Origin of the sequence: Shinella sp. AETb1-6, assembly GCF_009826875.1 — a bacterium.
GTDB classification, from domain to species: Bacteria; Pseudomonadota; Alphaproteobacteria; order Rhizobiales; family Rhizobiaceae; genus Shinella; species Shinella sumterensis.
In genome coordinates, this window is record NZ_WUMM01000013.1 from 52,712 (window position 1) to 79,116 (window position 26,405).

The window sequence follows — 26,405 nt, forward strand, 5'->3', positions numbered from 1 at the left end:
GAGACGGTAATGAACGAGTTCGACGTTGTGGTGATCGGATCCGGATCCGCGGCATGCGCGGCAGGCTTGCGCGCCGCTATTGGCGGATTGAAGGTGCTGGTTATCGAGAAATCCAACCGGCTCGGCGGCACCTCGGCCATGTCCGGTGCCGGGATCTGGATTCCGGCAAACCACCTCGCAGCCGCCGCCGGCATTGCAGACAGCAAGCAGGAGGCCCTTGCCTACCTTCATGCCGTGCAACCACCAAAGCAGAGGGAGAGCGATAGCGGCCGGTGGGCTGCCTTCGTGGAAGCGGCGCCCGACATGCTGCAGTTTCTTGCGACGAACACGCCGCTCGATTTCCAGCTCGTCGCCGAACCCGATCCCTTCACGGAGGCTCCGGGCGGCAAGATGTTCGGCCGCATGGCGACGCCCAAGGCCCTGAGCCGCCGCCTTCTCGGCCGCTTTGCCGCCAAACTCCGCCGTTCGACCCTGCCACACAGCTTCACCTACAAGGAAGCCGTCGACCTCGACATCTATCATCACCCCGTCAAGGCGGGCTTTAAGGTCTGGCACAAGCTCCTTTACCGCTGGATGACCAATGCGGGGGGACAGGGTACGGCGCTGATGGTCGGTCTTATCAAGGGATGCCTTGATGCCGGCGTCGAATTCCGGCTGGAAACGCGTGCAGTGCGTCTCATCCAGGATGCGGAAAGCCGAGTCACGGGTGTCGAGGTCGAGCATGAAGGAGAGACGCGCCAGATCAACGCCACCAGAGGCGTGATCATCGCCAGTGGTGGCTTCGAGTGGAACAAGGAGATGCTGGACCGGCATTTCCCCGGCCAGATCGACCGGATCGGCAGCCCAAGCAGCAACGAAGGCGATGGGCAGATGCTGGCTCGCATGGCCGATGCAGCGCTGCTCAGCATGGATCAGGCGAACATTTATCCGTGCCTGCCGACACGATATGAGCGGCGCCCGAGCGGCCTGCCCATGACATTTCAGGCAGAGCCCCATTCCATCGTTGTCAATCGCCATGCGAAGCGTTTCGTCAGCGAAAGCGATTTCAATATCGGCGAGGCGCTGGATGCGCGCGACGACCAGGGAATGCCGGTCAACCTGCCGGCGTTCCTCGTCGGCGATCACCGCTTCCTCAATGCCGCCCTGCCCTTTCGTTGGTACGCCGCCTACGATCGAGACTGGGTCAAGAAGGCGGATACAGTGAGCGAACTTGCCGGGAAGCTCGGGCTTCCGCCAGACGCCCTCGAGGCGACGATCACGCGCTGGAACGCGCAGTGCGAGACGGGCCGCGATACGGACTTCCGCCGCGGAGAAAACAGCTGGGAAGAGTACAAGGCGCACGGCGCGGCGAACCGCCTTAAACCCATCGACAAACCGCCCTATGTCGGCATGTCGCTCAACCGTTCCATCCTCGGCACGAAGGGCGGCGCCAGGACGAACGAGCGCGGTCAGGTTCTTCGTGAAGATGGCTCGGTCATTGCCGGCCTGTATGCGGCAGGCCTCGCGATGGCAAACCCGTTCGGCACGCGCGCTGTCGGAGCCGGCACGACGCTCGGTCCCAATATGACGTGGGGCTACATCGCCGCAGAGACCATCCTAAGGCAAAACCGGTAACCGGCATCGCCGAATGACCGCGCCTGCCTGGATAGCGACAAGCCGGTGGAGCAGTAACGATCCAGTCCGGGAAGCAGCGGTCACGCGCTTGATCTGCCTGCCTTCCTAGCCGGTGCGCTTTCGCTCGCTCTGTGTATCGGCGTCGGCGATCTCGCCGCGGCGACCGTGACGCCTGGTCTTCAGCCGCACATCCCCGTCGTCGCGCTGCCTGGAATGAAGTGCTGCGCGATTTCATCGTCGAGCCACGGAACCCTTTCGCCCGATGTGCATTTATCGGCCCGGTAGACTGGGAAAATGCAATGCTTTCTACGATTTGGGACCGCGCACTCGCCATACTGCTTCCGGGCATGCCCCGCGCAATCGAAATCAGGGACGCCAGAAATGCCATGTTCGTTCTGGCCGAAAAATGGCCGGTGACCTACGGACGCGCATTTCAGCGCGCTCTCGCATTCTGCGCCAAGGCGATCGAAGGCAAATGCTCTCCATCCAAGGCTCGGCTGGCGTTTCTCGCCGCGGCGCGCGAAGCGAATGTGGCCGTCGTGCGCTTAGGTGTTCACCCGCAAGCTACTCGATGAAAGCGAGCGAGGCTTCAAAGCCCCGCGTCGTCATGCACCAGCTCCCCACTGAAACCGCACGCCGCGCCGTGATAGCCGATGCAGCCATTGCGCTCTTCCAGCACGAGCTTCCGCCCCTCGGTGAACGTCAAGCCGATTTCGCAGTAGCGTTCACTGAGGCCTGGAGACGTTGAATCGGGATCGTAGGATTCATTTTCGGCGAAGAAGTTGCCGCCCGTCTTGGCGAGCTTCACTTCACCGGCGATACCGCCGCCGCAACCGGGAACGTCGCCGTCCATGGGGACGGTCGTTCCAATGGAAATCTTGTAGATGTCGTCCTGCACGTGCTTGAGATCGACAGTCAGATCCCCTTCTCCCTGGCCCGACCACAGGCCCTCGACTCCGGCTGGATCCTGCGCATAGGCGGGGACGGCAACAAGGCTAAGCGAGGCAGCGATAAGAAGGAATTTGAACATATGCTCTCCAAAACAACAAACGCCAGATAATGATGGTCCGGTGCCGGAACCTTTCATGGATATGCATGACCAATCAAGACGGTGTTTTGAGATTGCGGCGTTCATTCCCCAATTCAACTTGCGATGATGTGGTGGCAACGCGACGAGCGGTGCATGCGATATCGGCGGTCGATATAACCGCCGATCGAAGCTTCACATCCGGGATGTCCTCCTACGCCGTTAAACAGCGCCTTCCGCCACGGCATCCGCCTCGCGCAGATGGATACGGCCATTGTCCTCGCCGTCCCAGTATTCGATCGTCCTCGCGGATACCTTGATCAGAACGAGACCGGGCGTGTCCACGCCATCGGGAAACCACCGATCAAGATCTTTTACCCAGTGCTCTTCGAACTGCGCCTTGTCGCGGATCACGCTTGCGTCGCCATCGACGGCGACAAAGATTCCCGGCTTTCCGAGGAGGCTGGGCGGTGCGGTGAAGGTCAACGCGACCCGCGCGTCGCGACCGATTTCGCCGACCTTTCTTGTATCCTCGTAGGAGAAGAACCAGGCGTCGCCATCATACTCGACGTCGCCATTGTTGCTCATCGGCCGGCTGTTGATCTTTCCCTCGCCGCCGTTCGTGTTGAACATGCAGAAATCGATCTTGCTGAGCGCCTTGGAAAGCTCTTTCATCGTCATCGTGCTCATCGGGGTCTCCTGGGTTACCTGCCCATGAACCCTTTGCATCCTTGATGGTTCCCATGGATCGGGCGCGCCGCGGAAGGCCCCGTCGAAACCCGTGAGCCTGGCCCGTTCTCGAAGGAGAAAAGCGATCAGGGCCGTTTCGATCGGGGACTTGGAAAGCTGCCGATAGCCCTCTACACTTGCCCAACGGCCGAATGCCGCGACCGGGAAGGTGGGGAGGAGCCTGCGTTTCGTGACCTATCGTGTGATCATGGCGTTGTCTGGGCTGTGCGTGCTCGCCTATGTCGTGGTCGTGTATGGCGACCGGCTGGCGACGCGCAGCTATCTGGACGAAGCGTCGCTGCAGGCCGGATCGGCGTTGCGGCTGACGGTCTCGGCGCTCAGCGGCCATCTCAGCCGCTACGAGCCGCTGCCGGCGCTGATCGCCGACCATGACGACATAAAAGAGCTCGTCAGCGATCCCGACAATGCGGCCCTGGTGGAGGCGGCAAACCTCTATCTCAAGGAGATCAACGCGCTTCTGGAATCCTCGGACATCTATGTCATGACGATGGATGGCTCGACTGTAGCCGCAAGCAATTTCGAGTCGGAGACCAGCTTCATCGGCGAGAATTTCAGCTACCGGCCCTACTTCCAAGATGCCGCGAAAGGTGGCCAGTCGCGTTTCTATGCGCTTGGAACCACCTCCCTGAAGCGTGGCTACTACTTCGCCTCGCCCGTCCATGTTGGCGAGGCAATCCGCGGCGTGATCGTCTTCAAGGTCGATATAGACACGATCGAAACCTTCTGGCGCGGCGGCGAATACAAGATCCTGGTGTCCGATCCGGAAGGCATCATCTTCATGACCGGCAGCCCGGAATGGCTCTATTCGAGCCTTCTGCCCTTGTCGCCCGACCGGTTGGAACGCACGCAGGCGTCGCGCCGGTATGCGGAAGCCATGCTGAGGCCACTGCCGCTCAAACATGGGGAGCTTGGCTCTCATGACCTGATGACCGTTGCGGATGGCGGTTCGGCGCGGGAATATCTGGTCCTGTCGCAATACATGCCCCAGGCCGACTGGACTGTCAGTGTGCTCATGGACACCGGCTCGGTCCGCAGCCAGGCGCGGACGATGCTGATCGCCGTTGTTCTGTTCTTCTGCCTTGCAGGCCTCGCGCTGGCAATCGTCCTGCAGCGTCGGACGCGCGCCGCCGAGCGGCTGCGCATGCAGATCGAAGCGCGCAACGAGCTGGAGCGGCGGGTCGAGGAGCGGACGGCCGATCTTGCCCTCGTCAACCGGCAGATCGAGCTGGAGATTGCCGAACGGCGGCTGACGGAACAGGAACTGCGAAAGACGCAGGGCGATCTCATCCAGGCGGGAAAGCTTGCCGGCCTCGGCCAGATGTCGGCCGCGCTGTCGCATGAGTTCAACCAGCCGCTCACCGCGGCCAAGACCTATGCCGACAGCGCCGCGATGCTCATCGACCGCGGCCGCGTCGAGGAAGCGCGCGACAATGTTCAGCGCATTTCCCGGCTTGTCGACCGGATGGCGGCAATCAGCCGTCACCTGCGCAACTTTGCGCGAAAGCCCAACGAGAAGCTCGGGCCCGTCCCGATCGAAACCGTCGTCGGCGACACGCTGGAGATCGTCGCGGCGCGCCTCAAATCGGCCGATGCCCGGCTGGATATCGATCTCGGTCCCCAGCCTCTGTGGGTCCAGGCCGGGTCGGTACGGTTGCAACAGGTGCTGGTCAACATCATCACCAATGCCGCCGATGCCGTCGAAGGTCTGGAGGACCGCCGCATCGAACTTGTCGGACGGGCGCAGGACGGCAAGGTCATCCTGACGATCCGCGATCATGGTCCGGGGGTTCCCGCGGCAATTTCCGAACGGATATTCGATCCCTTCTTCAGCACCAAGGGCGTAGGCCGCGGCCTGGGGCTCGGCCTCTCCATATCCTATAATATCATCAAGGATTTCGGCGGCGGCCTGTCCGTATCCAACAAGGTTGAGGGCGGCGCGGAGTTCCGCATCGAACTGGACGGCGCATTGCCGGCGCAGGAGGCCGCCGAATGAGCCGGATCCTGCTGATCGATGACGAGGAGGAGATGCGTCGTTCGTCGGCCCAGGCTCTGGAGCTTTTCGGCATGGAGGTCGATACGTTCGCCAGTGCCGAGCCGGTGCTGGAGCGCGTCGGCTACAGTTTCGATGGTGTCGTGGTGAGTGATATCCGCATGCCCGGCATGGATGGAATGACGCTTCTGCAGCGGGTGCGCGAGCTTGACGCCGAAATACCCGTTATCCTGCTGACCGGCCATGCGGATGTCCAGCTGGCGGTGACGGCCATGCGCGCAGGGGTCTATGACTTCCTCGAGAAGCCGTTCACGGCGCAACATCTGGCCGGCATCATCCGCCGCGCGATGGATCGGCGCGGCCTCGTTCTGGAAAATCGTCGTCTTCGTGCGGTCGCCGGCAAGCGGGACGATATCGAGGCCCGTCTGCCGGGCCGCACACAGGTCATGGTCGATTTGCGCTACAGCCTGCGCGCCATCGGCGCCACCGATGCGGATACGCTGGTGATCGGCGAAACGGGTGTCGGCAAGGAGGTCGTCGCCCGGGCCCTGCATGACATCAGCGCCCGGGCGGACCGACCGCTGATCGCCATCAACTGCGCGGCGCTGCCCGAAAACCTGATCGAAAGCGAGCTTTTCGGCCATGAGGCGGGCGCCTTTCCCGGTGCCATCCGGCCGCGTTACGGCAAGTTCGAACATGCGCGCGGCGGCACGATCCTTCTCGACGAGATCGGCTCCATGCCCTTCGACCTCCAGGCGAAGTTTCTGCGGGTGCTGCAGGAGCGGGTGATCAGCCGGCTTGGCTCGAACGAGGTCGTTCCCCTCGACGTGCGCTTCATCGCCACCAGCAAGGTCGACCTGGAGGCCGAGGTCGCGGCCGGACGGTTCCGCGCCGATCTGCTCTATCGCCTCAACGTCGCCACGCTGCATGTGCCGTCGCTTGCGCAGCGCCGCGCCGATATCCCGCTGCTTTTCCTTCAGCTGGTGCGCGAGGCCTCGGCACGCTACGGCCGGGCCGACATGGAGGTTCCGCACGATGTGATCGCTGAGGTGGCGAGCCGCAACTGGCCGGGCAACGTCCGCGAACTGCGCAATGCCGCCGACCGGCTCGTGCTTGGCCTCGACCCCCAGCGCGATGAGGCGCAATCCGAACCGCAGCGACTGGCCGACAAGGTGGCGGCCTACGAGCGTAGCGTCATCGCCAGTGCGCTCGCGGCGCATGCCGGGCGCATCCGGCCGGTTTATGAAATGCTCGGCATCTCCCGCAAGACCCTGTACGAGAAGATGCAGAAATACGACCTCGACAAGAAGATGCCCTTCACCGACGACGACTACGCGGCATAGCTGAAATGCGTGTTGGGTGGAAATCCACCCATGCCTGTACCCGTTTGTTTCCATTTCGACCCATGCTGCGGCGCACCGCGGCAGAAAATGCCCGGTGACCGCCGACGCGCGATTGCCCGCCGGGCCTTCCTCTTCACAGATTGGGATATTACGACCGGTGAGGGAGGAGCCACACCGGCGGGAACCGTCCATCCGGGAGGATTCGATGAAGTTTATGAACGCCGTGCTGGCCATGTCAGCCGCTGCCGCCGTTTCGATGGTCTTTGCGCCGGCGATGGCGCAGACCTACCCCGAACGCAACATCACCATGGTCATTCCCTTCTCGGCCGGTGGCCCGACCGACACGGTGGGTCGCCTCGTCGCGGAATCGATGTCGAAGGATCTTGGCCAGCAGATCATTGTCGAGAATGTCGGGGGCGCGGGCGGCACGCTGGGTGCCGGCCGGGTCGCACAAGCAGATCCGGACGGTTACACCATTCTCCTGCACCACATCGGCATGGCGACCAGCGCCACGCTCTATCGCAAGCTTGCCTATGACACGCTGAACGCTTTCGAATATGTCGGTCTCGTCACCGACGTGCCCATGACCATCGTTGCCCGCAAGGATTTCGAGCCGGCCGACCTCAAGAGTCTCGTCGAGTATGTGAAGGCGAACAAGGATACGGTGACCGTCGCCAATGCCGGCATCGGCGCCGCGTCACATCTCTGCGGCATGATGTTCATGAGCGCCGTCGAGACGCCGCTGACGACCGTGCCCTACAAGGGTACGGGTCCGGCCATGACCGATCTTCTCGGTGGCCAGGTCGATATCATGTGCGACCAGACCACCAACACGACGAAGCAGATCCAGGGTGGCACCATCAAGGCCTATGCGGTGACCTCACCCGCACGCCTCGACGTGCTTCCCGACGTGCCGACCGCCATCGAAGGCGGGCTTGCCGATTTCCAGGTCGGTATCTGGCACGGTGTCTATGCACCGAAGGGCACACCGGCAGAGGCCATCGAGCGCCTGTCGAAGTCGCTGCAGGTAGCGCTCAAGGATCCGAACGTCATCGCCCGTTTCGCTGAACTGGGCACGGTCCCTTCGCCGGAAAGCGACGCGACGCCGGCGGCGCTGAAGGCGAAGCTCGAAAGCGAGATCGCCCGCTGGAAAACCGTCATCGAAGCCGCCGGCCAGTACGCCGACTGAGGACACCTTCCGATCCGGACGTGCCGCGTGGCTCCTCTGCCGCGCGGCTCGTCTGCTCAGGATCGGCCCCCTTCCGGTCGAGAACAGGAAACACCATGAAATCGCTCGCGGTTGATACCACCAATGCGCTTTGTGGCGCGATCTTCATCGCCCTTGGGGCCTTCTTTGCCTATCAGAGCTTCGAACTTGAGCTCGGCACGGCCTTGCGCATGGGGCCAGGCTATTTTCCCTTCGTGCTGGCGCTGATCCTGATGCTGCTCGGCATCGTCATTCTCATCCAGTCGGTGCGGACGGATAGCGGCCCGTTGGGGCCGATCGCGCTGCGCGGCATGCTCTTCATCCTTCCCGCACCGATCTTCTTCGGGCTGACCGTGCGCGGCCTCGGTTTTGCGCCGGCGCTCTTCTTCTCGGCGCTGATCGCCGCCTTCGCCTCGACGCGGATGCGGCCGCTGATGGCAGTCGTTCTTGCCGCCGCCATCACGGTCTTTTCGATTGCGGTCTTCAGTTATGCGCTGGGCCTGCCGTTCGAACGTTTCGGCCCCTGGGTTCGGTTCTAGGAGGCGGCCATGGATCTCGTCAGCAATCTCGCCCTCGGTTTCGCGACCGCCGCCTCTCCGGCAAACCTGCTCTTCTGCCTCATCGGCGTGCTGCTCGGCACCCTGATCGGCGTCCTGCCGGGCATCGGCGCCACGGCGACCATCGCCATGCTCCTGCCCATCACCTTCCAGCTGGAGCCGGTCTCGTCGCTCATCATGCTCGCCGGCATCTATTATGGCGCCCAGTATGGCGGCTCGACGACCGCCATTCTCATCAACATGCCCGGCGAGTCCTCGTCCGCCGTGACGGCCATCGACGGCTACCAGATGGCGCGCAAGGGACGGGCCGGCGCCGCATTGTCGATCGCCGCGCTCGGATCGTTTTTCGCCGGTACGGTCTCCACCTTCCTTGTGGCGATCTTTGCCATTCCGCTGACGGCGCTCGCCCTGCAATTCGGGGCGGCCGAGTACTTCTCCCTGATGATCGTCGGTCTCGTCTCCTCGATCGCGCTGGCGCACGGGTCGATCGTCAAGGCGCTCGCCATGGTGTCGCTCGGCCTGCTGCTCGGCCTCGTCGGCACGGATATCTATACCGGCACGCCGCGGTTCACCCTCGGCATTCGTGAATATGCGGACGGGTTGAACTTTGTCGCCGTCGCCGTCGGTGTCTTCGGCGTGGCGGAGATCCTGCGCAATCTGGAAGGCGAGAAGACACGATCGGTTCTGATGGCGAAAGTCAGCGGTCTCTGGCCGACACGCGATGATTTCCGTCGCATGGTCGCCCCCGTCCTGCGCGGCACGGCGATCGGATCAGCGCTGGGCATCCTGCCGGGCGGCGGCGCCATCCTTGCCGCCTTCGCCTCCTACACGGTGGAAAAGCGCATGTCTGCGACGCCGCAAGAGTTCGGCAAGGGTGCGATTGCAGGCGTTGCCGGTCCGGAATCGGCCAACAATGCTGGTGCGCAGACCTCGTTCATTCCGCTTCTGACGCTCGGCATTCCCGCCAATCCGGTCATGGCGCTGATGGTCGGAGCGATGATCATCCAGGGCATCGTGCCCGGGCCGAACGTTGCGGTCGAGCAGCCGGCGCTGTTCTGGGGCATCATCGCCTCCATGTGGATCGGCAACCTGATGCTCGTCGTCCTCAACCTGCCGCTCATCGGCCTCTGGGTGAAGCTGCTGACAATCCCGTACTACGTGCTCTTTCCGATCATCATGGCCTTCTGCTCGATCGGCGTCTACAGCGTCAATTCCAACGTCTACGACCTCTATGCCGTCGCCTTCTTCGGGCTCGCCGGCTACCTCTTGGTCAAGCTGCGCTGCGAGCCGGCACCGTTGCTTCTCGGTTTTGTGCTGGGACCGTTGCTGGAGGAGAACCTTCGGCGCGCCATGATCCTGTCGCGCGGCGATCCGACCACCTTCGTCACAAGGCCGATCAGCGCCATCCTGCTTTTGATTGCGCTCGCCGTGCTCGTCGTCGTCTTCCTTCCCTCGGTCAAGGCCAAGCGCGAGGAGGTTTTCCAGGAAGAGGATTGAGAACAGGGTTCATACCGCCTGGAGGGGCGGGCCCCGAGGTGGCGGGCGGGCGCGCGAGGCGCCCGCCTGCATGGTTTGAAAGAGAGGAGAAACGCAATGAAAATGTCCAAACTGACGCGCCGCATGGCGCTCTCTGCCGGATTGTCGCTGCTGTCCCTGCTGGCGGTGAATGCGCCTGCCTTGGCTGACGGCTTCCCGGAAAGGCAGGTCACCCTTGTCGTTCCCTTCGCCGCCGGGGGCTCGACGGATGTGGTGGCGCGGATCATCGCGCAGAAGATGTCGGAAGATCTCGGCCAGCAGGTGATCGTCCAGAACGTCGCCGGCGCTGGCGGCAATCTCGGTGCGGACAATGTTGCCCGTGCCGATGCAGACGGCTACACGATCCTGATGGGCACGGTTGCCACCCATGCGCTTAACCCGCTCATCCTCAAATCGACGCCCTATGATGCGGAAAAGGATTTCGCTCCGATCTCGCTGCTCGTCGTCGTACCGAACGTTCTGGTCGTCAACCCTGCGCTGCCGGCGAAGAATGTCGAGGAACTGCTGGCGCTGCTGAAAGGCGCGCCGGATCAATACAGCTACGCCTCATCGGGGAACGGCACGCCGCTGCACCTCTCGGGAGAACTCTTCAAGAGCATGGCGGGCGTCGAGATGGTCCATATTCCCTATAAGGGTGCGGGACCGGCGCTGAACGACGTCATTGCCAATCAGGTGCCGATCATGTTCGACAACCTGCCGTCCTCGTCCGGTCATATCAAGGCCGGCACGCTGCGCGCCCTGGCGGTGACGACGAAGGAGCGGGCCGCATCCTTCCCCGATGTCCCGACGGTCGCCGAATCAGGCATTCCCGGTTATGAAACCTATACATGGAACGCCCTTTTCGCACCGGCGGGCACGCCCCCTGAAGTGATCGCCCGCCTCAATCAGTCGGCGAATACGGCGCTGAAGGATCCTGCGGTGGCCGAGCGCATGAAAGAATTCAGCGCCACCATCGTCGGCTCCACGCCGGAGGAACTGGGCGCCCATGTGAAGGCCGAAATCGCCAAGTGGACGCCGGTCGTCCGTGACGCGAAGGTCCAGATGGATTGAGCGGAACAGAGCGCCCGGGAACCTGGCTTCCCGGGCACCATTCCTCACATATCAGGCATTCAGAAAGCAGCGGTTTACCTCTTCGTCTTAAGGTAATGTCTTCCCGACAGGGTTGCCACGGCAGCTCTAACTCTCTCTGGGCAATGCCGATGACCGCTGCTTTCGATTCCGATATTTTCAACCTCGCGCCGATCGCCATGTGGATCGAAGATTTCAGCGGGGTAAAGGCGCTTTTCGACGCGTGGCGCGCAGAGGGTGTCACCGATATCAGGGCCTTCCTGCGAGAGGATCGGGACCGGGTCATCGCCTGTTCCAAGTGGATCCGGGTTGTCGGCGTCAACGCCAAGACGCTGGACCTGTTCGAGGCCCAGGACCTTGAGCACCTGACGGCCAATATCGCCGCAATCTTCCGCGACGACATGCTGGATACCCATATCAACGAGCTGGCAGCACTATTCGATGGCGAGCTGACCTTTTCGAGCACGACCGTCAATTACACGATCACCGGCCGGCGGCTCGATATCCAGCTGCGCGGCGCCGTGCTGCCCGGTCACGAACATACGCTCGGCAGGCTGCTTCTGACGACCGAAGATATTACCGAGCGCGAGGATGCCCGCCGTGCGGAAGAAGAGCAGAGGCGTCAGGCGGAAGGCATCTTCGAGCACTCCCCTGTTTCGCTGTGGATCGAGGACTTCAGCCGCATTCGCACGTTGATTGAAGACATCCGCGATCGCGGCATCACCGACTTCCGCACCTTCATGGACGTGCATCCGGAGTTCGTGCAGCAGTGCATGAGCGAGATCAGGGTGATCGACGTCAACCAGGCGACGCTTAATCTCTTCGGTGCAAAAGACCTCCGCGACCTTCTGCAGCGGCTTGGTGAAATCTTTCGCGACGATATGCAAAAGCCGTTTCGCGAACAGCTCATAGAGCTTTGGAACGGCAATCTCTTCCACCACCGCGAGGTGATCAATTACGCGCTCGACGGCTCGGAGCGCCACATCCTGCTGCATTTTTCCGTGTTTCCGGGACATGAACACGATTGGTCGCGGGTTCAGGTGGCGCTTGCAGACATCACCGCACGCAAGAAGGCGGAAGCCTATCTCGAATATCTCGGCAAGCACGACGTCCTGACAAAGCTCTACAACCGCGCATTTTACGCCGACGAGATCAACCGGCTCGAGCGGAAATCGCTACGGCCGGTCTCGGCCATCGTGATCGACCTCAATGGCCTCAAGGTCACCAATGACCAGTTGGGCCATGATGCGGGCGACGGTCTGCTGCGCCGTTTCGGCGAAATCCTCAATGGCGCGGTACATGCCCCGAACCACGCCTGCAGGATCGGCGGAGACGAGTTCGCCGTTCTCCTGCCCGGCGCAGACGCGAAATCCGCCGGCACGATGGTGGAGACCATCCTGGAGCTTTTAAGGATCAACAATCAGTTCTACTCCACCGCACCGCTCAGCATGTCCTACGGCGTTGCGACCAGCGAGAACGGTGAGACCATCGAGTCCGTCATCAAGCGCGCCGATGCGTTGATGTACGAGTACAAGAGCGCGCATTACGCGACGATCGATCTCGGCACCGGCACGCCAAGAGCCAAAACCCGAACCCGGTAGAATGCCGGTAGAGGCCATCGGCCTTACGCCAAAAGCGCGCTTGAAAGAAATGGCCGCCCCACCCCGACATGGTTGGTTATCTGCGTGCCAACCGCACCGGGTTCACGCGCAGACGCACGCGGAGACGTGCAAATGGTCGATACGCCATTGACCGATCCGCTTGCCCGCCTAGATCTCCCGGGATGGAGGCATCACCAATGCGCGTTTTGATCGTCGAAGACGAGTTTCTCATAGCATCCCTTCTGGAAGCCATTGTCGAAGAACAAGGCCATGAGCGGCTCGGCCCCGTCTCAACCGTCGAGCAGGCGCTCGCTTATGCACCGCGCGCTGACATTGCCCTCGTCGATTTGGGCCTTGCCGACGGCAATAGCGGACGGTTGCTCGCCCGCCGGCTTGTCGATCGCTTCGGCATACAGGTGATTTTCGTGACGGGCGACGCCAGCTCGCTTCAGGATGGATTTGACGGTGCCATCGCAGTCATACAAAAGCCTTTTCGCGACGACGAGATCGCTTCCGCCCTCGCGGAAGCGCTCGATCGAAGGCGCCGATCGATGTGGCGGGCCAATTCCGGCTGACTATGATTTCGAGTGTCCTGCCGTCAGCCTGCAAGAGCCAGGCCGCCTTGGCGACCGACGTCCCTTTCGATTTCCCGTATGAGGGTATCGAGGGCGGGGTTTCTTGACTTGCGTGCGCGCCGCACAACATAGGCCAGGGACGGCGGCGGAGGCAGCCGGTCGGTGATGATTTGCATCTCGCCCTGGATATACCGGTCACTCAGCAAAGCGACGCCCATTGTCGCGTTCACGGCGGAAACGATACCGGCGGCACTTGAACACTCGAATACGGTTTCAAGGACGGGACCGTCCCGGCCCATGTCGAACGCCCATTTTCGGTAGAAGCAATCCTCGTCGAACGACAGAAACGGGATGGGTTCATCCTGCCGGATGACCAGTTCCGGATGCTTCACCCAGTGAAGCCGTTCTCTGTAGAGGATGACATCGGCCGGTCGCACTTCATGGTCGAAGACCTGAACAATCGCAGCATCGAGTTCGCCACGCTCCAGCATGGCACGAAGAACAAGGCTCATGCGGACCTTGGTTCGCACCGTAACGTTTGGATGAAGCCGACGGAAGCGGCCAAGAATTCGAGCAAGGTCGCTGCAAGCGGTGTCTTCTGTGAAGCCGAGCAGAAGTCTGCCCGCGAGAGGCGTCTTCGACAGGCTCAGGAGCGCCTCGTCATGCATCATCAGGATGCGTCCGGCATAGTTCAGGAGATCTTCACCTGCAGCCGTGAACATGGGTGCACCGGCTTTCCGTCCAAGCAGCTCACAGTCGAGACTGACTTCGAGCCGCTTGATCTTATGGCTGACGGCGGACTGCGACAGGCCCAGCGCGACGGCTGCTTTTGTTATGCCTCCGTGCTGCCGGATTGCGGAGAGCGCCCGCAACGCATCGATTTCCAGTCGGCGACTGTTCAGCTCGTTCATGGTCCTGTCCACCTCGGTCTTCAAGTGACCCTAGCATAAACCGAAACAGATATGACATGGATTACGCGATTGTCATCCCTCTATCGATATTTGTCATGTGCGTTGCCCACGCTTTCAGCCTAGCAGTGGTCGCGTTCCGCTTAACCGAGGCCCCATGTCTGAAGCCACTTCCGCACCGGTCGATACGAGCCGCTATCCGCTATTGTGGCCGTTGCTTGCGACACTTCTGATCATCGGATGGAGTTCCGGCTTCGTCGGCATCCGCTACGCGAACCAGGAAGCAAGCGTCATGCTTCTGCTTTTCTGGCGCACATTGCTGTCTGGATTGATACTGCTGCCCTTTGCCTTGTTCATGGGCCCCGGAATATCGATGCGCGCGGTCAGAGATCAGGCGCTGTTCGGCATCATGGCGGTTTTCCTGTATCTGGGGGGCTTCGCGCTGGCCATCGAGCAAAAGGTGCCCACCGGATTGGTCGCCCTTATCGCCGATCTTCTTCCGCTCGCCATCGCAGCTCTCTCGCAGCCCGTGCTGGGCGAACGGCTGACGGCGAGGCAATGGCAGGGGACCGCGATTGCCGTCGCCGGAGTCCTCATCGTATCCTTCGACAGCCTCAGCTTGGGCACGGCACCCATATGGGCGTACGGGCTGACGGTCGGTTCGATGCTTGTGTTCGCTGCCGCCTCCGTCCTCTACAGACGACACGAGAGGAGCCGGATGCCTGTCTACCAGAGCCTTTGCATCCACACGCTGGTGGGTTCGGTCCTCTTCGGCCTGTGCGCATCGGCGCAAGGCAGTCTCGCTCCGCCGATGACGCGGGACTTCGCGATCGGAATGGTCTGGCTGGTGCTGATCGCGACGTTTCTTGCCTATGCCGTCTACTATACCAGTCTACGGCTGTTCCCCGTCGCCAAGGTAAGCGCCGCTATCTATCTCAGCCCACCCGTGACGATGATATGGGCATGGCTGTTGTTCTCGGAGCCGTTGACCTTGGGAATGATCGCCGGCCTCCTCGTGACGCTGGTTGGCGTCTGGATGACCTCGCGGGGCTGAACGGTGTGATCGGCAACCAATGCACTCGCTGAACGAACGTAACCGGCCGCCTCCCGAGACAGCCGGCGCGCGCGTCCGATGCCAACCCCCGGACACGTGGCAACATCGCTCACTCGGTGGTACTCAAATCCGGTATGTCGCCCCGGGATGATCGAGCGGCAGGCGGTCACCCGACCGGAAAAGGCGGTCGCGCAAGCTCGAGCCGCCGTAACCGGTCTTGTATCGGCCGCGTTCCTGCAGGACCGGGACGACAAGGTCCACGAAATCCTCGTAGCATTCCGGTGTCACGGTGCGGGCGAGGTTGAAACCGTCGATCTCGCCCTCGTCTATCCAGCTCTCCAGTTCGTCGGCGATGATATCGGGCGTCCCCACGAGCAGCGGATATCGCCCGCCGAGCGCAAGCTCCTCCAGCAGCTGGCGTTTGGTCCACTGCTTCTTCTTCGCGAGCTCGGTCGCGGACTGTATGGCGTTGGACGTGCCGTATTCGATCGGCTCATCAAGCCCATAGCGCGAAAAATCGATGCCTGTGCTGGCCGCGAAATGTGCAAGGCCCGCTTCCGGACTGGCATGCCGAAGATAATCGCGATGTTTTTCCTGCGCCTCCTCGGGGGTGCGCCCCGGAATGACGGAAATGCCGATGAAGATCTTGATGTCCTCGGGTGCACGGCCAGCCTCGACGGCTTCCGCGCGCAAGGTGCGCGCCGTGGCCCGGGCGGCTTGCCTGTCGGTCGCCGTTATGAAGATGCATTCGGCGTGGCGCGCGGCGAAGCGGCGTCCGCGACCGGAGGTGCCTGCCTGGTAGAGGACTGGCGTGCGCTGGCGCGAGGGTTCCGCAAGGTGGTGGCCTTCGACCCGGTAGAACGGCCCGTCGTGCCGGATCGGCGTCACCTTCGAGGGATCGGCATAGACACGCGCCTGCTTGTCGCCCAGTACCGCGTCGTCGCGCCAGCTTCCCTCCCAGAGCTTGTAGAGGACTTCCAGATAATCCTCCGCGCGGTCATAGCGGGTATCGTGCGCCGTCAGCGCATCCTGCCCGACGGCGCGCGCCGCGCTGTCGAGATAGCCGGTCACGATGTTCCAGCCGATGCGACCGTCTGTGAGATGGTCAAGCGTCGAAATCCGCCGGGCGAACGTATAGGGCGGTTCGGCATTGGCGTTCACGGTGACGCCGAAGCCGAGATGCGTCGTAACGGCCGCCATGGCGGAGACGAGCAACAGCGGATCGTTGACGGGAAGCTGGATGGACTCCTTCAATGTCAGGTCGACACCGCCCTGGTAAACATCGTAGACGCCGATGATGTCGGCGATGAAGATGCCGTCGAACAGCCCGCGTTCCAGTGTCCTGGCCAGCGATGTCCAGTAATCGATCCTCTTGTAGTCGACGGAGCGGTCACGCGGATGCGTCCATAGACCATGGTTGATGTGGCCGACACTGTTCATGTTGAACGCGTTGAGAAGAATCTGCTTTTTCATGGGTGTCCGTCAGATCGCGCCGTGGCGCGGCGGGCGTTTGCCGTTGAGATGGAAATTGCCGACCGCCTGGTATTTCCATCGGACCGGATCGTGCAGCGTGTGCGTGCGCACGTTGCGCCAGTACCGGTCGAGATTATCCTCGCTCGCGGTGGCGGACGTGCCGGACAGCTCGAACAGCTTTTCTGCAGCCAGCAGGCCGGCCTTCGTCGTCAGGATCCGCGCCTGCGCGACAGCGATGGACGCATTCGCCACGCTGTCCTCGTCGGGCGCCGCCTGTGCCGCATCGACAAAGCGGCCGGCGCGCTCGACGAGCGCCTCGGCAGCCCGGAGCCGCAGGCGGACATGACCGATCTGATGCAGCGTCAGCGGATCGGCCGAAGCCTTGTCGACGCCCGAATCGAGCCAGGGCCGCGCCCGATCCCGCACGAAGCGCAGCGTCTCCTCGAAGGCGCCGAAGCCGATCCCGAGATCGATCGCCGCATGCATGATCTGCGCGTGCGGACCTATGGTCGTCGGCCGGTCGAACGATGCCTTGAACGGCACGACCCATTCCGGCTCCACCCGCACGCGGCCGAACTTCACCGAGCCGCTGCCCGTGACACGCTGGCCGAAACCGTCCCAATCGTCGATGATCGTCACGCCCGGCGCATCCCGGGGAACGAAGGCGAGATAGGACACCTCCGCCGCGTCTTCCTCCGCAACCACCAGGGTCGGTATCCAGTGGGCGTACAGGGCGCCGGTGCAGTAGAATTTTTCGCCTTCGACAAACCATCCGGCCGGCTCGCGCACAAGCCGCGTGCGGCGCTTGAAATCGCGCGTGCCGACTTCGGCAAGAGCGTTGCCCAGCCTGTCGCCGGCCAGCACCCTGTTGAAGAAGAACCGCTTCTGCGCCTCCGATCCGCCGACGCGCAGCACCTCCAGCGCATAGAAATGGTTCTGCGGAATTTGCGCCAGCGAACCGTCTGCGGCTGCGATGATGGCGATGGCCTTGGCGAGGGTCACGGTCGAGATGCCCGCGCCGCCATAAGCCTTGGGCACCGTCGCCCCCCAAAGCCCGCTCGCCGTGTAGCGTTCAAGCTCGTCCCAGGGAAGCCGCCGCTCGGCGTCCCGCACGGCGGCTTCCCGCGCGAAATCGGCAGCCAGGATATGTGCCACCTCCAGCGCATGCGCGTCATCGCGAATGATGTTCGGTGCGGTCTCGGCGGGCAATGCCTGCTGAACCGGTCGTGAAGCCGATGAAGTCATGTCCGTCGCCCTCCTCTCAATTCCACTGGTGGCGGGCGGGGTGGGCGCCGTTGAGGTAATAGTTGCCGAGAAGGTGGTACTTCCACCGAACCGGATCGTGCAGCGTATGGACCCGGGCATTGCGCCAGTGCCGATCGAGACCGTGTGCGGCGCGCGTCGAACTCGACCCGGCGAGATCGAAAAGCGTCTCGCTGGCATCCAGCGCGATTTCCGTGGTCAATATCTTCGCCTCCGCGACCGCGACCGAAGCCTTGGCGCTCGTCTCGGCAGTGACCGGCACGGCGCTCAGCTCGTCCAGCACGCTGGCGGCGTGGTGCAACAGTGCCTGCGCGGCCTGATAATCCGTTTCCAGCCGGCCGATTTCATGGAGGATCGTCGGGTCGTCGGCAGCACGCTCCAGCCCGGAGTCCATCCAGGGGCGTGCCCGATCACGCACGAAGGCGATGGCGTCGTCGATCGCGGCGCGCGCGATGCCGGAATCGATCGCCGCCTGCATCAATTGCGAGATCGGTCCCCAGAGTCCCGGCCTGTCGGCCGCCTGCCAGACCGGCAGGACCTGCACCGGTTCCACGGGCACATTGTCGAACTCGACCGTACCGCTGGCCGTGGTGCGCTGACCGAAGGAGGACCAGTCGTCGATGACGGACACGCCCGGCGCGTCGAAGCGCGCCCAGACCTGCACGGCGCGGCCCTCGTCGTCGATCGCCCGGGTCGGAATCCAATGGGCGAACAACGCGCCCGTGGAATAGAAGCGCCGGCCGGTAAGCCGCAGCCCGTCGGCGGTCGCCGTAATGCGCGTCGTCACGTGGCTGATGGCGTTCCGGCCACGCTCTGGGCCGGCATTGCCGATGCGCTCGCCGCGCAGGATATCGGCATAGAAGCGCCGCTTCTGTTCCTCCGAACCGAGGTCGTGCAACAGGGCAAGCACACCGAAATGGTTCTGGGGTATCTGGCCGGCCGAAGGGTCGGCGGCACACAGGATCTCGAACACCCGCACCAGCGTCACGAAAGAAAGTTCGGGTCCGCCATATGCCTTCGGCACCGTAATGGCGCCAAGTCCAGTCTCGCTGTAGGCCTCGATCTCATCCCAGGGCAGGATGCGCTCGCGATCCCGCAGCAGCGCTTGCGGCCGAAGCTTATCGGCAAGCGCAGTCGCCGCGGCGATCGCCTGCACGTCATTGTCGATCCGTGCAGCGGAAACGGCCGGCGCCGGACGCCGACCGGCATCGTTGGTGTTGCTCTTGCTCATTGTCGTTCCGTTCCGTTTTTCAGCGATCGCGCAGACGGCGCACGGTATAGTCACCGGCGAACTGGACGATCGTCACCATGGCGACGAGCACGATGATCACCGCCACCATGACTGCCGTGTCGAAGCGCTGGTAGCCGTAGCGGATGGCCATGTCGCCGAGCCCTCCGGCACCCACGGCACCCGCCATCGCGGAAGCGCCTATCATGGTGACGACCGTGATGGTGAAGCCGCCGACGATGCCGGGCAGCGCCTCGGGGAGCAGCACATGACGGACGATGTGCCACTTGCGGCAGCCCATCGCCTGCGCCGCCTCGATCAGCCCCTTGTCGACCTCGCGAAGACTGACTTCGGCGATGCGGGCGAAGAATGGCGTCGCGCTGATCGAAAGCGGCACGATCGCGGCCCACACTCCGATCGTCGTGCCCGTAAGGAAGCGCGTGAACGGCAGGAGCGCGACGAGCAGCACGATGAAGGGCGTCGCCCGGAACCCGTTGACGACGGCTGCCACGGCGCGGTTGAGCCGCGGCGCTTCATAAAACCCGCCCGGAGATGAAACGACGAGGAAAACGGCGATCGGTATGCCGACAAGCAGCGCAATCAACGCCGAAGCGCCCACCATCTGCACCGTATCGAGGAAGGCGGCCCACAGGCGGTTATACATCGCTGGCGACATAGCCCACCACCCTTGCGCTGCCGACATGCCCTTTCAGGGTGTCGAGGTCTTGTTCGGAAATTCCACGCGCGGCAACGAGGAGCGTGCCCTGCGCGTGTCCCTGGATGCGATCGATCGTGCCGTGCAGGAGCCGGAGCGACGTGCCGAGCGTGGCGGCAAGCCGGGCGAGGTCGGGATCGCCGCCTTGCGCGCCGGTATAGTGCAACTCGATGATGGTTTCTCCGCCGGCGACGGGGCGCGGCGCGAGGCGTGCGGCAAGATCTTCCGGAAGATCGCGGCTAAGCGGCCGCAGAAGCGCACGCGTGGCGTCGTGCTTCGGATCGCCGAAAACCTGCCAGACAGGTCCCTCCTCCGCAATACGACCCTGCTCCAGGACGAGGACGTTCTCGCAAACCTCGCGGATGACGCTCATCTCGTGCGTGATGAGGATGATGGTCAGCCCGAGGCTGCGGTTGATGTCCCTGAGAAGCCTGAGGATCGACAGGGTCGTCTCGGGATCCAGCGCGGAAGTCGCCTCGTCGCAGAGCAGGATTTCCGGTTTGTGCACCAGGGCCCGGGCGATGCCGACCCGCTGCTTCTGCCCGCCGGAAAGACGCGACGGATAAACGTCGTGCTTGCCTTCAAGGCCGACAAGCGCCAGCACCTCATCCACCCGCTGGTCTATCTGGCGACGCGGCAGACCGGCCACGACCAGAGGCAGCGCTACGTTTTCCCGAACGGTTTTCGCCGACAGCAGGTTGAAATGCTGGAAGATCATTCCGACGCGTCTGCGCAATTGCACGAGCGCGTTCTCATCGAAGCGGCCGATGTCCTGCCCGTCCACGATGACACGGCCTGACGTCGGTTCCTCGAGCCGGTTGATGGTGCGAAGCAGGCTGGACTTGCCCGCGCCGCTTCGACCGATGATGCCGTAGATGCGGCCCGTCGGGATTTCGAGGTCGATCTCCTCCAGCGCGCGTACGGCGCCGGCCGCCGAATGGTAGGTCTTGCCGAGGCGCTCGAAACGCACGGCTCCAGGGCCGGCCGGCGAGATCGCCCGCGCCCGCGCCTGCACCGTGTTCGCGACTGCATCGACCGGCAGAGGCGCCGCCATCGTTCCGAGCATCAGTGCTGCCATGACAATGTGTAGAGCTTGTCGTTACCGTGGTAGGCCTCGGCGATCGTCTTCTTCACGGCCGGTGAATTCTGATAGAGTTCGACCACCTTCTTGAGGGCGGGCTCGTCCTTGCGGTCTTCCTTGACGGTGAAGATGATGGAGAAACGCCGGTCGTCGATGCCGGAATAGATGAGACCCGAGCCGGGATCGAAAAGGCCGGATGCCGCGATGAAATGCGGATAGCCGAGCGCGAGATCGACGTCGGCGGTGATGCGGGCGAGCTGCGGCCCCTCGACCTCCGTGAATTCGAGATTGCGCGGATTCTCGGTGATGTCGTCAAGCGTTCCGGTAAAGCCGACGCCTTCCTTCAGCTTGATGAGCCCGGCCCGCTCCAGAAGCAGGAGACCGCGGCCCTGATTGACCGGATCGTTGGCAATCGCGACCTTGCCGCCGTCGGGTATCTCGTCGAAACTCTTGTGCTTGAGCGAATAGAGACCGATATTCGCCAATATGCCGACGCCGATGTCCGTCAGCTTGTAACCCCTGTCGGCAATGGCGTTGTCGAGAAAAGGCCGGTGCTGAAAGTAGTTGAGATCGATGTCGCCGGCGTCCAGCGCCACGTTCGGCGTGGTCCAGTCGGTGAACTCGACGGCTTCGATGTCGATGCCCGCCTCCTTCGCCTCCGGCACCAGGGCGGCGATCGAGTCGGCATAAGCACCAGGCACGACGCCGATCTTGACCGTTTCGGCCTGTGCCGCCGTCGCAAGCGATATCGCCGTGGCTGCCAGAAGGCCCATCATGCGCAATTTCATATCATCATCCCTTTCAAACACCGTTGCGGTTGCGGTCAGTTGACCGGCTGCCCCTGCGTCCAGGGCAGGCTGTAGAGCTTGTCGTTTTCGGCGAACGACTTGTGGATCTGCGCCTTCACGGCATCGGAATTCTGGTAGATTTCGACAAAGCGGCGCACGAGCGCGGAGTCCGCGTTGTTTTCACGCGTCACGAACCGGATCGCGTAATCGGTGTCGTCGATCCCGGAATAGAGCAGCGCCTGACCGGCGATGTCCGCAAGCCCCGCATTGACATAGTGCGCCGGATACCCCTGCGCGAGATCGACGTCCTCAAGCGCGCGGACGAGCTGCGGCCCCTCGATCTCGACGAACTGCAGATCTCGCTTGTTCTCGACAATGTCGTCGATCGTGGGACGCGCGCCGACGCCCTCGCGCAACTTGATGAGGCCGGCACGCTCGATGAGCAGCAGGCCGCGCCCCTGGTTGACGGGATCGTTCGCCACGCCGACACGCGCACCTTGCGGCACCTCGCCGAACGACTTGTACTTGGAGGAATAGAGACCAAGATTCGGCAGGAGCCCGACGGCGACGGACTTCAGCTTGAAACCGGTCTCCGAGACTGCGTTGTTAAGAAAGGCCTGGTGCTGGAAGTAGTTCACATCGAGGTCGCCGGCATCGAGCGCCACATTCGGCGTCGCCCAGTCCGTGAACTCGATGACCTTGACATCGATGCCTTGTTCGCGGGCTTCGGCCGCCGCCACCTCTACGGAATCGGCAAGCGATCCGGGGGTTACGCCCACCTTCAGCGTGTCTGCGAATACGGCCGTCGCCATGAGCGAAACGGCGACAGCCGTCCCCGCCAGTGCCCGGAAGGTTCCCAACAACCGATTTCGCATTACAATCTCCAAACGACGCCCGATATACGCAGGAGAATAGTCGATAATTTCTATACACAAAGGAGGAAATTATCTTTATGGCGACGGTCTCTGGAATTTTGTTCTCAAGCTGCGTGTCTGCAGTCGCCGGTGCTGGGCGATCGAGCGAAGATCGATGAAGACAGGGAGATCGATCGACTGCATCGTCTGGATGGCGTTGCCCCCATAGATCGGACGCCTTAACGCGAATCTTCACGTTGTAGTCAACGAGGGCAACTCCTCTCGGGTTCGTTACATGCGGCCGCGCAACGCTTCCGGATCGTAGGGCGATTCTGCGATCACTCGTGCCTTGCGCCACTCACCGAGGATAGGCACTTGCAGCTCCGTTCCAGGCGTGCCGAGCGCGACCGGGAGCAGCGCGAAAGCGATGTCGTGGCCGAGCGTGTAGGCGTAGCTGCCGGAGGTGATGCGCCCGACGAGCTTGCCGTCATGATAGACACCCTCGTGAATGAGCGAGCTTGCCCCGTCCGTGTCGATGGCGATGGTCACCGAACGCTGCTTGACACCTTCCTCTCGCTGGCGCACCAGCGCCGCCTTGCCGATGAAGTCGCCCTTGTCGAGCCGGATGAAGCGGTCGAGGCCGCTTTCCCAGGCCGTCAGCTCCGGGTTCATGTCGCGATACATGGCACGGTAGGACTTTTCGAGGCGCAGCGATTCCAGCGCGTGGTAGCCGACGAGGCGCAGGCCGTGTGGCGCCCCCGCGGCAAGGATCGCCTGCAACAGCTGACGCTGGTAGGGCAGTGGATGGTAGAGTTCCCACCCCAATTCGCCCTCATAGTTGACGCGCAGCATGCGCACGTCCGTCGCAAGGCCGACCGTACCGGACCTGACGCCGAACCATGGGAACGCGTCATTGGATAGGTCCATCTCCGTCAGTCCCTGCAGCACCTCGCGCGCCTTGGGACCGACGACGGTGAAGCAGCCGCGCTCATTGGTGACGTTGCGAAGCTGAACGCTGCCATCCTTCGGCAGGAGCTTCGAGAGATCGTCGAAGTTCCAGCGTTCGGCGCGTGGTGTGGAGATGAGATAGAAGCTTCCGTCCTCAAGGCGCGCCACGACGTATTCGGCCTGCACGCCACCGTTCTTCGTAAGGTGGTGGCTGAGATTGACACGGCCGGCTTTCGGCAGGCGGTTGGCAAGGATACCGTCGAGCCAGGCTTCGGCGCGGGGGCCGGAGACCTCGAACTTCGTCATCGGCGTCATTTCGACGAGGCCGACCGCCTCACGCACCGCCCGCACCTCTTCGGCCACGTAATGGCCCTTCTGCGTCCAGCGCCAGCTGTACTGGTCTTTGGCTTCCACACCATCGGGCGCAAACCAGTTGGGCACTTCCCAACCGTTCAGCACTCCCCAGACGGCGCCGCGCTGCGACAGGATATCATAGGAGGGCGCGGTTTTCTGCGGACGGGCAGCGGGCATATCCTGGCCGGGATAATGCAGCTCGGCATGGGTGCCCCAGCTTTCGCGCACCTTTTGACGCGTCCATTCCTTGTTGGCATAGGTGCCGAAGCGACGCGGATCGAGCTCGGACGTGTCGAGACTGTTTGCGCCCTCGACAATGCGTTCGGAAAGATAGTAGCCAATCGCACCGCCCCAGAGGATACCGCCGGGCACACCTTCGGCGATCCAGACATTTTCGAGCCCCCAGGCGGGTCCGACCAGCGGCAGCTCGTCCGCAGTCATCTGGAAGGGGCCACGGACATTCGCCTTGATGCCGACGCGACCGAGCGCCGGCACCATTTCCATGGCGGCCTCCCAGTTCCAGGCCACCGCGTCGAAATCCTCCTCTACAAGATCGGCACCGAACCACTCAGGCACGCCGTTTTCGGCAAAAAGCTTCAGGTGCTCGGTCTTTTCGTACGGACCGAACATCAGCCCATCGCCTTCTTCCCGCAGATAGCCCTCGAAACCTTCATCTCGCAGGATCGGCATTTCCGGCAGCCCCTGGCGCTTGCGCTCAATGATCTCCGGCACCGCATCGGTAATCCAGTATTGATGCAGGATGGGGATTGCCGGGATGTCGAGGCCGAGCATGGCACCGGTCTGACGGGCATAGTTGCCGGTCGCCGAAATAATGTGCTCGCAGATGATCTCGCCATTGTTGGTGATGATTTTCCATTCACCGCCGGCAAGCCGCTCAAAACCCCTCACCTCGGTATTGAGATAGATCTTCGCGCCACGGTCGCGCGCACCCTTGGCCATGGCCTGCGTGACGTCGGCGGGCGCGATGTGCCCGTCATCGGGATGGTAAAGCGCCGCCAGCATGTCCTTGTTGTTTTCCAAGAGCGGCCAAAGCTCACGCGCTTCTTGCGGCGTCACCAGTTCGGCACGAATGCCCTGCACGGCGGCAACGCTCATGTAGCTCTTGTACTCGTCCAGACGGTCGCGCGTGTTTGCAATGCGCAACTGGCCGCATTTGTGCCAGCCGACATGCTGGCCGGTTTCCGCCTCCAGGCTCTCATAGATCTCGATGGTCTTGGCGATCATCCGCCCGATATTGATGCTGCGCGCATAGGAGGGAATGAGGCCGGCGGCGTGCCAGGTTGAACCGGCGGTCAGTTGCGTGCGCTCGAGAAGCGCGACATCCGTCCAGCCACGTTTGGCAAGACCGTAGAGGATGGCAGCGCCAACGCAGCCACCGCCGATGACGACGGCGCGAGCATGAGTTTGCATGGAGAGTCCCTCGAATGAATTTTCACCAGCCTACAAACCGCCTCCAGGCCTGTAATCTTGCTAAAAATTCTTGAGGGGCATAACCTCAGATTATGCACAGACTCCGCTCGCTCGTTCCGTCCGCCAACTACCTCTTCTGCTTCGAGGCCGCAGCCCGACGGCGCAGCTTCACCGCCGCCGCGCAGGAGTTGAATGTCAGCCAGCCAGCGGTCAGCAAGACGATCCGCCTGCTGGAAGAGGCGACGGGACTGAAGCTCTTTCGCCGCGATCACACCCGGCTGGAACTGACGGCGGAGGGACAACGGCTTTACAAGGAAACGCAAGAGGCGTTCGACCATCTGCACATGGTAATCTCGTCGCTGCAGAAGAAGCACTCGAATGATGTGGTGCGCGTTTCCTTCTCCGCGTCCTTCGTGCAGCTGTGGCTTCTCCCGCGATTGAAGGACTTCAAGGCCAAGCACCCCGATGTATCGCTGCGCATCGAGGAAAGCAGCCGCGACGACCAGGACCTGGTGGAAGAGGATATCGATCTTTCCGCACGCCTCGGCAACGGCAAATGGCCGGGCATCCACTCCTGGCGTTTTGTGACGGAAGAAGTCATGCCGGTGTGCAGCCCCGACTATCTACGGGAGCACGGGCCGATCCACGAGCCGGCGGATCTCCTCCGGCATGCGCTGCTCAATTTCGAGGAAAGGCACCGCACCCGTCTTGGCTGGCGCGAATGGCTGGAGCGCCATGCCGTCCCGGTTGCCCGGCTGAAACAGGATTTCGTCTTCACCGATGCGCTCGGCTCCATCGAAGCGGCGGTGCTTGGCCAAGGCATCGCACTTGGCTGGAAGCACCTCATCCACGACCATGTACAAGCCGGACGGCTGGTCCTTCCCCTTCGGGAATCCTATCGGTCCGGACAAGCCGTCCACATCATCATGCCGGCGCAACGCCCACCAAAGCGCGGGGCTGAACTTTTCCGTGATTGGCTGATCGAGCAGGACGCTGACGGCGCGACCTAGAAGGAGAGCCGTGATCGAGCCGCATAACCG

23 protein-coding genes are annotated in these 26,405 nt (G+C 62.6%); 12 read left to right on the forward strand and 11 right to left on the reverse strand.

Annotated features, from left to right (window positions below; translation table 11 throughout):
* The first annotated feature begins 9 nt into the window (after window positions 1–9).
* Both GR158_RS20255 and GR158_RS20260 read left to right on the forward strand, forming a co-directional pair.
* Window positions 10–1,614: an FAD-dependent oxidoreductase gene (locus GR158_RS20255; RefSeq protein ID WP_160872351.1), complete on the forward strand. Its 1,605-nt coding sequence runs from the start codon at window positions 10–12 to the stop codon at window positions 1,612–1,614.
* Window positions 1,615–1,913: 299 nt separating this feature from the next.
* On the forward strand, window positions 1,914–2,189 hold the full coding sequence (locus GR158_RS20260) for a DUF982 domain-containing protein (protein WP_160872352.1): 276 nt from the start codon (window positions 1,914–1,916) through the stop codon (window positions 2,187–2,189).
* 14 nt (window positions 2,190–2,203) lie between these two features.
* Here the strand turns inward: GR158_RS20260 and GR158_RS20265 are convergent, their stop codons facing one another.
* Window positions 2,204–2,644, reverse strand: coding sequence for a hypothetical protein (locus GR158_RS20265; RefSeq protein WP_160872353.1), 441 nt, complete (start codon window positions 2,642–2,644; stop codon window positions 2,204–2,206).
* Between the two features lie 219 nt (window positions 2,645–2,863).
* A complete protein-coding gene (locus tag GR158_RS20270; RefSeq protein ID WP_160872354.1) occupies window positions 2,864–3,331 on the reverse strand; it encodes a pyridoxamine 5'-phosphate oxidase family protein in 468 nt (155 codons plus the stop codon).
* 247 nt (window positions 3,332–3,578) lie between these two features.
* Here GR158_RS20270 and GR158_RS20275 point away from each other — a divergent pair, with 247 nt between their 5' ends.
* From GR158_RS20275 to GR158_RS20310, 8 genes are all read left to right on the forward strand, one after another.
* A complete protein-coding gene (locus GR158_RS20275; RefSeq protein ID WP_160872399.1) occupies window positions 3,579–5,384 on the forward strand; it encodes a sensor histidine kinase in 1,806 nt (601 codons plus the stop codon).
* Window positions 5,381–6,724: a sigma-54 dependent transcriptional regulator gene (locus GR158_RS20280; protein ID WP_160872355.1), complete on the forward strand. Its 1,344-nt coding sequence runs from the start codon at window positions 5,381–5,383 to the stop codon at window positions 6,722–6,724. Before GR158_RS20275 ends, GR158_RS20280 begins: the two co-directional genes overlap by 4 nt.
* A 205-nt stretch (window positions 6,725–6,929) precedes the next feature.
* Complete coding sequence (locus GR158_RS20285) at window positions 6,930–7,913, forward strand: tripartite tricarboxylate transporter substrate-binding protein (RefSeq protein ID WP_134650305.1); 984 nt, start codon at window positions 6,930–6,932, stop codon at window positions 7,911–7,913.
* A gap of 95 nt (window positions 7,914–8,008) precedes the next feature.
* Entirely contained in the window at window positions 8,009–8,470 is a 462-nt protein-coding gene (locus GR158_RS20290) for a tripartite tricarboxylate transporter TctB family protein (RefSeq protein WP_160872356.1), read from the forward strand.
* 9 nt (window positions 8,471–8,479) lie between these two features.
* Window positions 8,480–9,985 carry a tripartite tricarboxylate transporter permease gene (locus tag GR158_RS20295; RefSeq protein WP_134650307.1) on the forward strand — a complete coding sequence of 502 codons (1,506 nt, stop codon included), beginning with the start codon at window positions 8,480–8,482 and terminating at the stop codon, window positions 9,983–9,985.
* A gap of 96 nt (window positions 9,986–10,081) precedes the next feature.
* Window positions 10,082–11,074: a tripartite tricarboxylate transporter substrate binding protein gene (locus tag GR158_RS20300; RefSeq protein ID WP_134650308.1), complete on the forward strand. Its 993-nt coding sequence runs from the start codon at window positions 10,082–10,084 to the stop codon at window positions 11,072–11,074.
* Window positions 11,075–11,223: 149 nt separating this feature from the next.
* Complete coding sequence (locus GR158_RS20305; RefSeq protein WP_160872357.1) at window positions 11,224–12,693, forward strand: sensor domain-containing diguanylate cyclase; 1,470 nt, start codon at window positions 11,224–11,226, stop codon at window positions 12,691–12,693.
* Between the two features lie 197 nt (window positions 12,694–12,890).
* On the forward strand, window positions 12,891–13,268 hold the full coding sequence (locus GR158_RS20310; protein ID WP_134650310.1) for a response regulator: 378 nt from the start codon (window positions 12,891–12,893) through the stop codon (window positions 13,266–13,268).
* Between the two features lie 23 nt (window positions 13,269–13,291).
* Here GR158_RS20310 and GR158_RS20315 read toward each other — a convergent pair whose 3' ends face one another.
* The gene (locus GR158_RS20315) at window positions 13,292–14,179 is read right to left on the reverse strand and encodes a LysR family transcriptional regulator (RefSeq protein WP_160872358.1); all 888 of its coding nucleotides are present in this window, start codon (window positions 14,177–14,179) and stop codon (window positions 13,292–13,294) included.
* 154 nt (window positions 14,180–14,333) lie between these two features.
* On the opposite strand from GR158_RS20315, the gene GR158_RS20320 reads away from it, so the two are divergent.
* Window positions 14,334–15,230, forward strand: a complete 897-nt coding sequence (locus GR158_RS20320) for a DMT family transporter (RefSeq protein WP_160872359.1) — start codon at window positions 14,334–14,336, stop codon at window positions 15,228–15,230.
* Between the two features lie 123 nt (window positions 15,231–15,353).
* Here GR158_RS20320 and GR158_RS20325 read toward each other — a convergent pair whose 3' ends face one another.
* The 8 genes from GR158_RS20325 to GR158_RS20360 all read right to left on the reverse strand — a co-directional run bounded on the left by GR158_RS20325 (window position 15,354) and on the right by GR158_RS20360 (window position 25,365).
* Window positions 15,354–16,703 carry an LLM class flavin-dependent oxidoreductase gene (locus tag GR158_RS20325; RefSeq protein ID WP_160872360.1) on the reverse strand — a complete coding sequence of 450 codons (1,350 nt, stop codon included), beginning with the start codon at window positions 16,701–16,703 and terminating at the stop codon, window positions 15,354–15,356.
* A 9-nt stretch (window positions 16,704–16,712) separates the two neighbouring features.
* Complete coding sequence (locus tag GR158_RS20330; RefSeq protein ID WP_160872361.1) at window positions 16,713–17,948, reverse strand: SfnB family sulfur acquisition oxidoreductase; 1,236 nt, start codon at window positions 17,946–17,948, stop codon at window positions 16,713–16,715.
* Window positions 17,949–17,964: 16 nt separating this feature from the next.
* Entirely contained in the window at window positions 17,965–19,197 is a 1,233-nt protein-coding gene (locus GR158_RS20335; protein WP_160872362.1) for an SfnB family sulfur acquisition oxidoreductase, read from the reverse strand.
* Between the two features lie 19 nt (window positions 19,198–19,216).
* Window positions 19,217–19,870, reverse strand: coding sequence for a methionine ABC transporter permease (locus tag GR158_RS20340; protein ID WP_134650316.1), 654 nt, complete (start codon window positions 19,868–19,870; stop codon window positions 19,217–19,219).
* Complete coding sequence (locus GR158_RS20345; RefSeq protein WP_202402374.1) at window positions 19,851–20,987, reverse strand: methionine ABC transporter ATP-binding protein; 1,137 nt, start codon at window positions 20,985–20,987, stop codon at window positions 19,851–19,853. Before GR158_RS20345 ends, GR158_RS20340 begins: the two co-directional genes overlap by 20 nt.
* Window positions 20,975–21,778, reverse strand: coding sequence for a MetQ/NlpA family ABC transporter substrate-binding protein (locus GR158_RS20350; RefSeq protein ID WP_160872363.1), 804 nt, complete (start codon window positions 21,776–21,778; stop codon window positions 20,975–20,977). The genes GR158_RS20345 and GR158_RS20350 overlap by 13 nt, the downstream gene beginning before the upstream one ends.
* A gap of 35 nt (window positions 21,779–21,813) precedes the next feature.
* Window positions 21,814–22,653, reverse strand: a complete 840-nt coding sequence (locus GR158_RS20355) for a MetQ/NlpA family ABC transporter substrate-binding protein (protein ID WP_160872364.1) — start codon at window positions 22,651–22,653, stop codon at window positions 21,814–21,816.
* Between the two features lie 270 nt (window positions 22,654–22,923).
* A complete protein-coding gene (locus GR158_RS20360; protein ID WP_160872365.1) occupies window positions 22,924–25,365 on the reverse strand; it encodes an FAD-dependent oxidoreductase in 2,442 nt (813 codons plus the stop codon).
* A gap of 92 nt (window positions 25,366–25,457) precedes the next feature.
* Between GR158_RS20360 and GR158_RS20365 the strand changes: the two genes are divergently transcribed.
* Complete coding sequence (locus GR158_RS20365; RefSeq protein WP_160872366.1) at window positions 25,458–26,375, forward strand: LysR substrate-binding domain-containing protein; 918 nt, start codon at window positions 25,458–25,460, stop codon at window positions 26,373–26,375.
* Window positions 26,376–26,405: the final 30 nt, after the last annotated feature.